Annotated in this window: 10 protein-coding genes; 4 read left to right on the top strand and 6 right to left on the bottom strand. The window is 66.9% G+C overall.

What is annotated here, in order from left to right; all coding sequences use genetic code 11:
- Positions 1-186: 186 nt before the first annotated feature.
- From AC1DYS_RS25400 to AC1DYS_RS25375, 6 genes are read right to left on the bottom strand one after another with little or no spacing between them, the layout of a single operon-like run.
- On the bottom strand, positions 187-1533 hold the full coding sequence (locus tag AC1DYS_RS25400; RefSeq protein WP_477904348.1) for a DUF1254 domain-containing protein: 1347 nt from the start codon (positions 1531-1533) through the stop codon (positions 187-189).
- Positions 1530-2837 carry a sulfotransferase family protein gene (locus tag AC1DYS_RS25395; RefSeq protein ID WP_477904347.1) on the bottom strand — a complete coding sequence of 436 codons (1308 nt, stop codon included), beginning with the start codon at positions 2835-2837 and terminating at the stop codon, positions 1530-1532. The genes AC1DYS_RS25400 and AC1DYS_RS25395 overlap by 4 nt, the downstream gene beginning before the upstream one ends.
- 11 nt (positions 2838-2848) lie before the next feature.
- Positions 2849-5320: an efflux RND transporter permease subunit gene (locus AC1DYS_RS25390; RefSeq protein WP_477904346.1), complete on the bottom strand. Its 2472-nt coding sequence runs from the start codon at positions 5318-5320 to the stop codon at positions 2849-2851.
- On the bottom strand, positions 5317-6399 hold the full coding sequence (locus AC1DYS_RS25385) for a WD40/YVTN/BNR-like repeat-containing protein (RefSeq protein WP_477904345.1): 1083 nt from the start codon (positions 6397-6399) through the stop codon (positions 5317-5319). The genes AC1DYS_RS25390 and AC1DYS_RS25385 overlap by 4 nt, the downstream gene beginning before the upstream one ends.
- Positions 6400-6421: 22 nt before the next feature.
- Positions 6422-7771, bottom strand: coding sequence for a DUF1329 domain-containing protein (locus AC1DYS_RS25380; RefSeq protein WP_477904344.1), 1350 nt, complete (start codon positions 7769-7771; stop codon positions 6422-6424).
- A gap of 22 nt (positions 7772-7793) precedes the next feature.
- Positions 7794-9461, bottom strand: a complete 1668-nt coding sequence (locus AC1DYS_RS25375) for a DUF1302 domain-containing protein (protein ID WP_477904343.1) — start codon at positions 9459-9461, stop codon at positions 7794-7796.
- 350 nt (positions 9462-9811) lie between these two features.
- Between AC1DYS_RS25375 and cysQ the strand changes: the two genes are divergently transcribed.
- The 4 genes from cysQ to AC1DYS_RS25355 all read left to right on the top strand — a co-directional run bounded on the left by cysQ (position 9812) and on the right by AC1DYS_RS25355 (position 12963).
- Complete coding sequence (cysQ, locus tag AC1DYS_RS25370; protein ID WP_477904342.1) at positions 9812-10606, top strand: 3'(2'),5'-bisphosphate nucleotidase CysQ; 795 nt, start codon at positions 9812-9814, stop codon at positions 10604-10606.
- Complete coding sequence (locus AC1DYS_RS25365; protein ID WP_477904341.1) at positions 10603-11334, top strand: SDR family oxidoreductase; 732 nt, start codon at positions 10603-10605, stop codon at positions 11332-11334. The genes cysQ and AC1DYS_RS25365 overlap by 4 nt, the downstream gene beginning before the upstream one ends.
- Positions 11335-11405: 71 nt before the next feature.
- Positions 11406-12182: an SDR family NAD(P)-dependent oxidoreductase gene (locus tag AC1DYS_RS25360; RefSeq protein ID WP_477904339.1), complete on the top strand. Its 777-nt coding sequence runs from the start codon at positions 11406-11408 to the stop codon at positions 12180-12182.
- 16 nt (positions 12183-12198) lie between these two features.
- A complete protein-coding gene (locus tag AC1DYS_RS25355) occupies positions 12199-12963 on the top strand; it encodes an SDR family NAD(P)-dependent oxidoreductase (RefSeq protein ID WP_477904337.1) in 765 nt (254 codons plus the stop codon).
- Positions 12964-12974: the final 11 nt, after the last annotated feature.

The raw sequence follows: 12974 nt of genomic DNA, 5'->3' as shown, positions 1-12974 counted from the left end.
TACTGCCCCGGCCCCTACAGGGCCAAGGCATAACTCCGCGACCGGGAATGTCCACTACGTGGCGGCGAGATTCGAGGATCGAATGGCGGCTCAGGGTCGAACGCGCGCTGAACGGCTCCTATGAAGCCATGCACATCAGCGCTGGATCATCTGGCTGCGTCGACGTATCCGGTTTAGCGTGACTCGCTACCCGACGACGCGGATGCCCGGCGGCAGATAGGTCTTGTCGAGCAGTTCCTGCTTGGGCCAGTAGAGCCGCGCCACGACCTGGAACGGCCGCAGAGGCACGGGCAGCCAATTCGGCTCGCGCTCTCGCCCTGGCGATTGGTGTTGAAGGATCAAGGTCAGCGAACCATCGTCGCCCCGCTGCTGGCCGGCATCGCGGTCGCGCACGGCGTAGCGGCCGCTGGAGTGTTCGACCAGCAGCCGGGTCTTCGCGTCGTAGACGGTGAACGACCAGAACGCATGGACAGGGGGCGGGCCGTCGAAGCGGATCTCGTAGCGGTGTTGTGAGCCGTCGAGTGCCACGCCATGTGCGTCCACGTCCGCCACCATGTAGAGGCCTTCTTCGGCGTCCACGCCCCAGATGGCGTAGAGCGCGGCGGCTGCTCTCCGAAGCAGAGCCGCAGCGTCGCCGGCCATGCGAGCGCGGTTTCCGCGCAGGTCGAGCGGCATTTCCCAGCCATTCGCACGGTCGTCGAGCCGTGCGGCCTTGGCCTCGATGCGGCGGTACGCCGCCACGACGCCGGCATCGATCGCCTCGCGCAGTGGTGGCGTCAGGCGATCCGCATCGAAGGGCGTTCCGGCGGCGATGCCGATCCTGGCGAAGCGCTCGAACATCGCGCGTTCGCTGGCCGGCACGTTGCACAGCGGCAGCAGAAAATTGAAGTAGCGAATGAAGTCGGCCGAGCGCGCTTCGAGCTTCGGTGCCGACGGTGGCGGGAACTCGATCGCCGCCGCGGCCGGTGGCGCACCCGCGCCGGTGAAGCGGCTCAGCGGTTCGAGCCGGTACTGGTCTTCGAGCGCATGGATGGCAGCGCCGTCGTCGGCGTGCTCGAGCAGGATGCGGGTCACGATCTTGACCAGCCGGGTCTCGGCATGCGCCAGGTGGTCGACTCCGGCTGGCAGCTCTCCTTCCCAGTCCGGTCCGGCGATCAGGATGCGCGTGGCCTCGTTGCCGTTCACGCGCGTGCCGAAGAACGCGAAGTTGTGCGTGAACAGGTCGATCAGTTGGACGTCCTGGAAGCGATGCGCCGGGAAGCTCGGCAGGCTCAGCACGAAGGGCTCGGCTCGCAGGTCGAGCCAGCCTGCCGAGTACGGTGTGTCGTTGTTGATCCAGGGAATGATGTTCAGGAACGACGGGCCACCGAGCTGCCGGAAGTGATGCAGCCGGTTCATGCCCTGGTGCATCTTGCTTTGCGGGTCGATGGCCTGGGGGTAGAAGTAGCCGTAGCCCATCAGCATGGGATACGCATAGATGTAGGCCTCCTCGGCGATCGCAGAGGCTTCCGACAGTGTGAGATCGGCGCTCACGCGTGCGCATCCGTCGGCACGTTGAATCGCTCGTGATAGAAGCGCAGCGCCTTGCGGCGCTCGCCTTCGTCGATGCCGAAGTCTTCGGCCGAGTACTCGTGCGCGCCGTGCTTGGCGCGCGGGTTGCTGGCCATCCAGCCGCGCATGGCCTGTTCGGCCGCGGCGGTGAGTTTTCGTCCGGCGGCACTGTAGATGCTGCGCACCATCGTGATCGGGTCGGCCATCAACGCGGCGAATTGCACGTCGACGAAGCGCGGGTCGCCCACCGCACGGTCGCGGTCGATGCCGCGCAGCAGCCGCTCGACGGCGCCCGACAGGCTCCGCCCCATCACGAGCGGGTTCGGGTGGTCGAAGTACGCCCGCACGCCATAGCAAGTCAGGCTGGCCAGCGACACGGTGGCGGTGACGGCATCGCGATGGGTCTGGATGACCGTTGCATCCGGGAACACCGCGAGCAGCGGCTTCAGCTGCTCCATGTGGCTGGGCGCCTTCAGCACCCAGCGGCTGCCGCCCCGCAGCCATTGCAGGGTCTGCAGCACACGGCGGAAGTAGCGGTACCCTGCCTCGTGGTCCTGGCTCGCGTAGTAGCGCACATACGAGGGCACGGTGAACGAGAACTCGAAGCCCATGGAACAGAAACCCAACGCCAGCAGGCCGAGCTCCTCGTCGGGCGCCTCGGCCTGCATCTCATGCATGCGCACCAGTTCCGGGGCCACGCGGTGCAGCGAACTCAGCGCCTGTTCGGCCAGCGCGATGCGAGGGTCGGGTTGCGGCGGCGGCACCTCGGCGGCAGGGACGATCTCGGTGTCGTTGTTCCCGAGCGGCAGCGGGTTCAATATCTCCCAGAACGGCGCGCTGCGCAGCGCCGGGTCTTGCGCGAGCAGGCGGTGCAGGAAGGTCGTTCCGCTGCGCGGCAGGCCGACGATGAACCAGGGCGACGGGACCTCGAGTTCGAGGATCTCGGGCCGGCGTTTCCACAGCGCCTGCAAGCGCAAGCGCGTGACGAGGATGCCGAGCAAGCGCCTGTGCGCGCTCTGCCGGCCGGCTTGGCTCAGCAGCATCTCCTGTTCGAGCGATTCGCACAGCACCCGCAAGGGCTCGTGGAAAGGCTCGTCACCAAAGTCGCTCAGACCGGTCTGCTCCGTGGCCTTGTCCATCAAGCTGCCGGGCGACAACGGCCACGCCTCGGCCGATGCATCACTGCCGCTGCCGCCCTGCCCTGCCGTCGGCTGTGCCGGATAGGCGAACTGCGCGGCGCGCTCGGTCAGGCTGCTGCGCGGCGGAACGGGAACTCCCTTGAGCATGGTGGCTCCTTTCAAGCGGCCGCGCGCTGCGCCGCGGCCGGGTGGTTGGTGGCAGTCGCCACGGGCATGCCGGCGTCTTCGAAACCGACGATCGTCGGCGCGCGCGAGGGCAGCAGAAAGTGCGAGAGCGCCGGGATCAACACCAGCGCGCCGACCATGTTCCATAGGAACATGAAGGTCAGCAGCAAGCCCATGTCGGCCTGGAACTTGATCGGCGACCAGGCCCAGGTGATGACGCCGGCGGCCAGCGTGAGCCCGACCATCGCGACCACCTTGCCGGTGAACAGCACGGCGCGCTTGTAGGCCAGCCGCAGCGGCACGCCGGCGCGCTGCTGCGCGAGCTGCACGCTCAGCAGATAGAGCGCGTAGTCGACCCCCACGCCGACACCGAGCGCGATCACCGGCAGCGTGGCCACCTTCACGCCGATGCCCAGCAGCACCATCAGCGCCTCGCACATGAGCGAGGTGATCACCAGCGGCACCAGCGCCACCAGCACCGCCCGCCAGCTGCGGAAGGTGATGAAGCACAGCAGCGTGACGGCGCCGTAGAGCACGATCAGCATCGTCCGGTTGGCTTGCCGCACGACGATGTTGGTCACCGCCTCGATGCCTGCCGAGCCCGCGGCCGGAAGAAACTGCAAGCCGGTGGTGTCGTGCTGCGCGGCGAAGCGCTCGGCGATGCCCAGCACCCGGTTCAAGGTCTCGGCCTTGTGGTCGGCGAGGTAGGCAATCACCGGCGTGATGGCACAGCCCTGGTTGCTGAGCTCCGGGTTGTTCAGCAGCGCCGGCCGCACGCCCTGGTTCACCAGCGTCTGGTTGCGCGGCAGCGTCATCCACTTCGGTGAGCCCTCGAAGCCACCGGCGGTGTAGCGGCGCACCACCTCGGGCAGCGAGATCACGTCCTGCACGCTCGGGTCCTGACGCAAGGCCCAACCGAGGCGATCGCTTTCAAGCAGCACGGCGGCCTTGTCGCAGCCGCCGGGCGGTGTCTTCACGATGATCGCGAACAGGTCACTCGACAGGCCGTAGTTCGCGGTGACATAGGCACTGTCACGGTTGTAGCGTGAGTCGGGCCGCAGCTCCGGCGCACCGGCGTCGAGGTCGCCGACCTGCAGCTTGAGGCTGATCGCAAAGGCGCCCACCGCCAGCAGCGCGGCGCAGATCACCGCCCCGCGCGCCGCCTTGCGTTCGGTGAACTGGACAAGCCCGTCCCAGACCCTGCCCATGCCGACACCGTGGGCCTCTTCGTCACCTTCGCGCAGACTGCGACGCGCGGCCGCCGGGCTGACGCCGATATACGAAAGCAGCACCGGCACCAGCAGCAGCTTGGTGAAGATCAGGATGCACACGCCGATGCTGGTGGTGAGCGCGAGTTCGCGGATCACCGGAATGTCGATCACCATCAGCACCGCGAAACCGACCACGTTGGTCAGCAGCGCGGTCAGGCCGGCGAGGAAGAGGCGTCGGAAGGTGTAGCGCGCCGCGACGTACTTGTCGGCGCCGCGGCCGATGTCCTGCATGATGCCGTTCATCTTCTGCGCGCCGTGGCTCAAGCCGATCGAGAAGATCAGGAACGGCACGAGGATCGAATACGGGTCGAGCACGAAGCCCAGCAGCTGCATCACGCCGAGCAGCCAGACCACCCCGAGCAGCGAACTCGCGATCAGCAGCAGCGTGCTGCGCCAGCAGCGCGTGTGCAGCCCGATGATGACGGCAGCGATCGCGGCGGCGACGACGAAGAACAGCATCACCTCGGCCAGGCCGCTGATCAGGTCACCCGCGAGCTTGGCGAAGCCGACGATGTGAATACGGATCGTCGGCGATTCGAAGCGCTGGCGTATCCCGTCGAGCGCCTGCGCATAGGCGCGGTAGTCGAGCGCCTTGCCGTCCTCCGTCCGGTCCATCAGCGGCACGATGATTATGCTCGAGCGCTGGTCGTTGCCGACCAGGCTGCCGACGATGCCGGCACGGCCGACGTTCAGGCGCAACTGGGAGAGTGCCGCCGACGTCCCGCTCTGGTTCTCGGGCATCACCGGGCCGCCCTGCAGCCCTTCCTCGGTGACCTCGGTCCAGCGCACCACCGGCGTCCAAAGCGATTTCATCCATGCCCGCTCGGTGCCCGGCAACAGGAAGAGTGCGTCGTTGATCTTCGCAAGCGTGGCGATGTAGGCCGGGTCGTAGATGTCGCCCTTCGTGTTCTCCACCACCACCCGCACCGCGTTGCTGATGCCGGCCAGGTCCTTGCGGTTGTCGAGGTAGTTGCGGATGTACGGGTGCGACTGCGGAATCATCTTCTCGAAGCTCGCATTGACCTGCAGCTTGGTCGCCTCGAAGCCCAGCCACAGCGAGGCGACGGCGCAGATCAGCACCACCCACAGGCGGTGGTTGAACACCAGCCGTTCGAGCCGGTTACCGGAGCGGGGGTCGAAGTCGAGGCGCTCGATCGCGCTGGGCATGATCTCGGGTGTTTCTCGGCGGTTCATTCGAGGACCTCGATCCGGACTCCGCGTGCGCCGACGAGCGCCAGCGCTCGGCCGCCCGCCGGGCTGATACCGAAGATGGGCTGTGGCTTGATGCCCGTCACCAGCTGGAAGCTGGCGGCTTTGTCGCGGCTCAAGAGCACCTGCCCGCCCTGGCTCACGAGTGCGATGCGGCCATCGCCGAGCAGTGCGGCGCCGGTCAGGCCGGTCAGCACACCAGTGTCGACCTGCTGCCAGCTCTTGCCTCCGTCGCGCGAGCGCCATGCGTTGCCGCGCAGTCCGTAGGCCAGCAGCAGGTCGGGCGTGGCCAGCAGGCCGAAGAACGTGCCCTGGTACGGGGTGGGCAGCGCGCTGAACCGCTGGCTCGTGCGGTTCAAGCGCAGCACGAGACCGAGTTCGCCGACCATGTAGACCTCGTCACCCACCGCGCGGATGCCGTAGAGGTGGTAGCCCTTCGGGTTGTCGGCCAGATCGGAGGCCGCCCGCCAGTGCTCGCCGCCGTCGTTGGTGACAAAGATCAGATTGAAGGCGCCGACGGCAAAGCCGTTGCGTTCGTCGGTGAACCAGACATCGAGGAAGGGCAGGTCCGGGCCGTCGGCCGACATGCGCCTGGCTTCAACGAGCGCGGCGTCGGCCTCGGTGCTGCCCGTTCTGCTGGCGTAGGCGTCAATCAGCAGTGCCGCCACCTTTCGGCCGTCGAGCTGACGCACCCAGCGGCGTCCACCATCGGCACTGTGCAGGATCACGCCGTCGTGGCCCACCGCCCAGCCCTGCTGTGCGCTCGCAAAGTGCACCGCCACCAGGTCGGTGCTGACTGGCACCTCGGCCTGCAGCCAATGCGCGCCGTTGTCGTCAGAGGTCAGGATGTGGCCGCGCTGGCCCACCGCAATCAGTCGCGTCCCGGCGCGTGCAATGGCGAACAGCGGACCATGCGCTGCGAGCGGGCTGGCGGACGCAGGCAATTCCAATGGATCGATCGGCGCAGCGGTGGCCGGCAGCATGCCGGCAAGCACCGCGGCGAGCGCCCCAGCCCATGCCAGCCGAAGCGCCCTTGCCCGCCTGCCGATGCGTCCCGCGTTCATCGTGTGGCCGCCGCGTGCGCCGTCAGCGAATGCCGGTGCCGGCCAGCGAGTCCGGCGTCCAGAACTTGGACGGCCGCGGCGCCGGATGCTTGACGCCGTAGTACTCGCCGGTGTGCGAGATCAGCACATAGATGCCGTTGACCAGGTCGTAGTGCGACACCATGATCGCCACCGGCGCCGGCACCTCGTACGACGGCGTGGTGTAGTTCATGATCACGCGCCAGAGCTTGCCGGCGGCGTCGTAGGTTTCGGCCATCGAGCCGCCCTGATCTTCGTCCACGTAGAACGTGCGCTTGCTGTAGATGTGGCGCTTGCCCGGCTTCAGCGTGGCTTCGACGACCCAGACGCGGTGCAGCTCGAAGCGATTCAGATCCGGGTTGATGAAGTTCGGCTTCAAGATGTCCACGAGCTTGCTCTGGTAGGCGAGCTTGTAGGTGTTGTAGGGCATGTAGACCTCTTTCTTGCCCACCAGCTTGAAGTCGAAACGGTCCATCTTGCCGCTATAGAACGACGACTCGTCGAACACCTGCACACCGCCCGACGAGTCGGTCGGTGTGTCGTAGGCGAAGTCGGGCGACACGCGCACGCGGCGCTGGCCAGGCGAATACGACCACGCACGGCGGCCGGTGGCCACTGGGTCCAGGTAGTCGGCAAACATCGCTGCATTGCCGGCGCTGCGGGCCAGCAGCTGGTCACCCCGTTGCCACATCACCACGTCGGAGTCGCTCTTGTCCGGGTAGTAGTACGGCATTTCCAGCGCACCGATGAAGTCGGCCGACAACACCGCGCGACCGCTGGCGTCGACGTAACTCGTCTTGGCGCGGAAATCGGTCGTCGTGCCGTTGAAGTGCGTCTGCACGTTCCACATCGCTTCGATGCCTGACTTCGGGATCGGGAACGGCACACCGCCGCGGCAAGCGCCGTCCAGCCCCAGCCCGTCCGCGACCGTCTTGCAGCGCGTCGCGTTCTTCACCGTGTTGTCGAGCAGATAGGCCGGAAAGGCCGCCGAACGGTGCGTGGGGTAGACGTCGACGCGGTAGCCGGGGTACTTGGCCATCATCGCCTTGACGCCATCGGTGAGCTTGTCGGCGTACTTGTCCATGTTCTTGGCATCGATCGAGAACAGGGGCTTCTCATCGGCATACGGGTCGGGGCGGATGCCGCTGCCGGGCTTGTAGCTCGCCGGCGGCGTGGTCAGGCCTCCGGTGTACTCGGGGATCGTGCCGTCCTTGTTGCCGGCTTTTTCGGCGCCCACTGCCGTGAGCGTCGCGCCCAGCGACTTGGCTTCGGCGTCGCTGACAGCGGCGTGTGCCGCCAGGGCCGTGCTCAGCAGGGCCAGCGCGGCCAGGGTCTTGCGTGTTGTCGTGTTCATGGTCGTTGTGTCTCCGTGCGGATCAGAAGCTGGTGCGGAAGCTGAGAGCCAGCAGCCCGCGGTCTTCGTACAGCGGGCCGTTGCCGACCGTCACGACGCTGCCGTTGTCCTTGTACTTCCCGAAGAAGTCGCTGTAGGTCAGCCCGATGACGTACTGCGACTGATAGTCCAGCGTCAGGCCGACGCTGTAGTTGCCGGCGTTCTTGTTGCCGCCGCTGAGCGTCGCCGCATTGCCCTTGATGCCGCCCTGCACGAAGATCGGGATGGACAGGTCTGCACTCGGGAAGACCTGCAGGATCTTCGGGTTGAACAGCGCCGACACGCCGAGGTAGTTCTTCGTCGCGCAAGAGAAGCCGGTGCCTGCCGCAGAGCAACCCGCAAAGCCCTCGCCATTGAACAGGTTCGGGTTGGTGGTGACCTTGTTCCAACGGCTGCCGGCGAGTTCGAACACCGCCGTGTAAGGCACGCTCGCACTGAGGTTGCCGAGCACGGTGGCATTGATGAAGCCGTGGTAGGTGTCGCCACGCGGGCCTTCGAGCGTTGCTGCGTTGATGCCGCTGTTGATCAGCGCCGTGTTGCGGCGCATCGACAGCTCGCTGGCCACGGCGAAGCCACCGATGTTCTTGTTGAGGCCGACGCCGAACACTTCGGTGCCCTTGGCGTAGACCAGGCGGTAGAAGCCGGCACCGCTCGCCGATGGCGGCACCACCTGCGGGGCCGACCACGGTTGGCGCTCGTCGAACTTGCGGTAGTAGACGCCGATCGTGCCGTCGACCCAGTCGGGCGACCACTTGAGGTTGAGGCCCCAGTTGCCCGTCTTGCCAGGTTCGAGGGCATCGGTGCGGCGCACGTTCAGCGTGGGCGCAGCACCCGGGTTGAGAAAGAATCGATCGGGGCCGTAGAACAGGAAGTCGGCCGCGCCGTAGTAGGTGCCGCCCTCGGGCAGGCGGTTCGGCTTCCAGTCGAGGAAGTACTCGCCGGCCACGGCCAGGTTGTCCAGGATCTGCAGTTGCGCCGAGAGCTGGTTCAGCGGCAACACGGTTTCCTTGGCCTCGACACCCGGGCTGCTCAGCGACTTGCGTGAGTCGCTGGGCATCTGCGAATAGGCCACGCTGTGGTTCGCGTTGAAGATCACGTCGCCCCAGAACAGCGAATGCTTGCCGGCCTTCACGCGCAGCGTGGTGCCGCCGAGTTCGACGTTGCCGAACACGAAGGCATCGAGAAACTCGCCCGAGGGTCCGTTGTAGTAGCGCTTGGTGAACGACGAGTAGGTGTTGTTGTCGTAGCTGCTGTTGGCGTATGCCGCTGCGGTCGGCACGTTGTGGTCGTTGTAGCCGGCGTCGTACCAGCCCGCCGCGCTGACACGAAAGCCCATCTTGCCCTTGTAGACGAGGTCGAGTTCGGACAGCAGGTCGAGCCGGTTGTTGACCACGTCACCGCGATCGAACTTGTTGTCCGACTCGTCGGAGTTCGCAGCGTTGGCGATCTTCGGGTCCTTGCCCTCGGCGCGCACGGCGATGTTGTAGCGCACGGTGTTGTCCCAACGCAGTGCGAAGTCCGGGTTGCCGACATCGAACTCCACGGCATTCGCAGCACCCGCTGCGCAGAGCCCGGCGACGGCCCAGGCCAGCCTCGTCGCACGAGGCGCGGGTGCCTGCAAAGACCGTCCAACAATCTGCATCCGTGTCATTGTCTCGCTCCTCTTGTGGGTGGAAGGATGGCCCCGGAATCCGGGCACCGAAAGGTGCCGACGTCGTGGTGCCTCGGCTGCCGTTTCTGTTTAATGTCTAACGTAGTTATCTAGGTTAGCGTTGTACAAAGCCGAGGTCACCAGGGTTTGCACCAGCCAACGCGCTTCTTCTCGATCCATGAGTTACGGGTGCGGCGCCAGCATGTCACCAATCGGCTTTTTCTCCGCGACGCGATGCCGAGGGTTAACGCCGATGAAGCTTAATAGATAACTAAGTACTCTATGTAGAGACTGTGGACCACTGTGATCCTTGGGCTGCGCTGCCACCTCACACCCGAACACCATCCGCCATGACTCCACTGGAATTGCTCGACCGCATCAGCGCCATTGCGCGGGCCGCCGGCACCGCGGCCATGCAGGTGTACGCGAGCGACTTCGCGGTGCGCGGCAAGGCCGACCAGTCTCCCGTCACCGAGGCAGACGAGCGCGCCGAGGCGGTCATCCTCGAATGGCTGGCGGAGCTGACGCCCGACATTCCGGTGATCTCCGAGGAGCAGTCTGCTGCCGGGCTCGCACCTTCTGCCTGCGATCGCTTCTGGCTCGTGGACCCGCTCGACGGCACCCGCGAGTTCATCCAGCGCAACGGCGAATTCACCGTCAACATTGCGCTGATCGAGTCCGGCCGCCCGACGCTCGGCGTGGTGGCGGCCCCGGCGCTCGACCGGCTGTTCGCCGGTGCACTCGGCTACGGTGCCAGCGTGCACGACGCAGCCGGCGCACACCGCATCGCGTGCCGCGGGCTGCCTGCTGAAGGCATCACCGTGGTCTCCAGTCGCTCGCACGGCGACCGCGACGAACTCGACCGCTTCCTCCTGGGCCGCAAGGTTGCGGCCAGCACCGGCGCAGGCTCGTCGCTCAAGTTCTGTCTGGTCGCTGCAGGTGAAGCCGACCTGTACCCCCGTCTCGGCCGCACCATGGAGTGGGACACTGCCGCGGGCCACGCAGTGCTCGCAGCCGCAGGTGGCAGCGTCAAGACGCTGGCCGGCGACGACCTGCGCTACGGCAAGCCGGGTCTGGACAACCCGCATTTCGTGGCCAGCGGCCTGGCCGGCCCACTCTGTGGCATGACCCGGGAGCACGCATGAGTTCAGCGGTGGTGTATGTGCTGACGCAAGGCCTCGACATCGGCTCGCCGCTCGCCGCCGGGCTGGCTGCGCGCGGTGCCCGTGTGGCCTGGCTCAGTGATGGTGCCGAAGCGCCCATGACGGACGCCGGCGCAGACGTGATGCAGATTCCAGCAAGCTTTGGCTCACGCGCCAACCTCGAGCGCGCGTTTGCCGCCGCGGCGCAGCGCGTTGGCCCGCCCACGCAGGTGGTGGTGAGCGCCCTTCCGCTCGTGGCCTTGCAAGCGCAGGACATCGGCACGCTCGACGACTCCCAGTGGCAGGCCGCCTGCGGTGCCGCGATGAAGAGCGTGCTCTACGCGTTGCAGGCCTCGTTCACGCAGTTCGCGCAAGGTGGCGGCTCGGTCGTCGTGATCGGGCCGTCGCTTTCGCTTGCCGGGGCCGGCGGGATGGTCGCGCTGTCCACGGCCGTCGAAGGCCAGCGTGGCCTCGTCAAGTCGACCGCGCGCCAATGGGGCCAGCACGGCATCACCGTGAACTGGGTCGCGGCGGCACCGCGCAGCCTGTCACCGATATTCGGCACCTTGCCGCTGCCGGTGAAACCCGATGCGGTGATGGTTGCCCTGGGTCGCTCGCTCGACCTCGTGACCGAGATCGCGCCGGTGATCGAATTTCTCGGCAGCTCCGCAGGGCGCGTGATGACCGGTGCCACCGTGATGCTGGACGGCGGCGAATGGATGGTGCCATGAGCACGCCGGGCCGCCCCAAGTGCGAATACTCCCTCTCGGAGGGGACGGCGCGAAGCGCCAAGGGTGCACAAATGAACGAACCCAAACTGCTGCAGGGGCGCACGGCGCTCGTCACCGGGGCCGGCGGCGGCATCGGCCGGGGCCTGGCGCAGGCACTCGCCGGTGCCGGCGCCAACGTCGTGATCGCAGCGCGGCGCGCTGCCACGGGCGATGAAACGCTCGCGCTGATCGAGGCCGAAGGCGGCCGCGCCATCTGCGTGCAGACCGACGTGGCGCAGCGGCGCGATGTGGAAGCAGCGGTCAGCGCAGCCATCGCCACCTACGGCGGGCTCGACATCGTCGTGCACAACGCCTCCAGCGGCCAGTCGTCGGCGCCCACCCGATGCGAAGACATCGACGACGCCCGCTGGGACGAGCAATACGCCATCGCGATCGATGCCGCCTTCTACCTCGCGCAGGCCACCTTCCCTCACCTGCGCGACACCGGGCGTGGCCGCTTCGTGATCCTGAGCTCGGCGCAGGCGCTGCATGGCGGCACCATGAACCCGATCTACGCATCGGTGAAGAGCGCGCAGCGCGGCATGGTCAAGGCGCTGGCACGCGAGTGGGGGCCGCACGGCGTGACCGTCAACGCGGTCGCGCCGGCCGCCGAAACCGACGCATCGAAGGCCTACTTCGAGCGCAACCCCCAGATGCGCGAGCGCATCGTGTCGATGATTCCGCTGCGCCGCATGGGCGACATGCGCGACGACATCGGCGGCGCGATCGTGGCACTGGCCAGCGACTCGATGCGCTTCGTCACGGGGCAGACGATCCCGGTCGATGGCGGCGCCTACACGGCGCTCTGACGCGGCTACGCCACCCATGGTCTTGCATGACTTCTCGGGCAAGGTCGCGCTCGTAACGGGCGGGGCCTCGGGCATCGGCCAAGCGGTGGTGAAGGCCTTTGCCGCGGTCGGTGCCAAGGTCATCGTCAGCGACGTGAATGCAGACCTGGGCACGACCCTGGCCTCTGACATCCGCCGCGCCGGTGGCGACGCGCTCTTCGTGCGGGCTGACGCCACACGGCGCGACGACGTGGCGCATCTCGTCGATCGCAGTTTGGCGGCCTATGGCCGGCTCGACATCGCGCACAACAACGTCGGCGGCGGCTCGCCGAATCCCAGCCTGACTGATCTCTCGGAAGCCGAATGGGACCGCACCTTCGAGCTCTGCCTCAAGAGCACCTGGCTGTGCATGAAGTTCGAGATCCAGGCCATGCTGCGCCAGGGCGGCGGCGTCATCGTCAATACAGCCGCGTTGGCAGGCCAGGTGGTGACCGAGATGGCCTCGCCCGCGTACTCCGCAGCGAAGGCCGGCGTGATCCACCTGACGCGCCACGCCGCCGTCACGCATGGCCGGCACGGCATACGCGTCAACGCCATTTCGCCCGGCCTCACCGCCACACCCGACGTGGTGGCCCACATGACACCGGCGCAGATCGAATCCGTCACACAGGCCTGCCACCCGATACCCCGCATGGCCACGGTGCAAGAGCAAGCCGCAGCGGTGCTGTGGCTGTGCTCCGACGCTGCGTCGTTCGTCAATGGCGTGACCGTGCCGGTGGACGGTGGCTGGGCAGCGAAATAACAGGAGGGAAC

The organism is Rhizobacter sp. P2_G4 (assembly GCF_056403575.1).
Note: the sequence above shows the minus strand (reverse complement) of the source record. Positions and strands in the feature narration are given on the sequence as shown.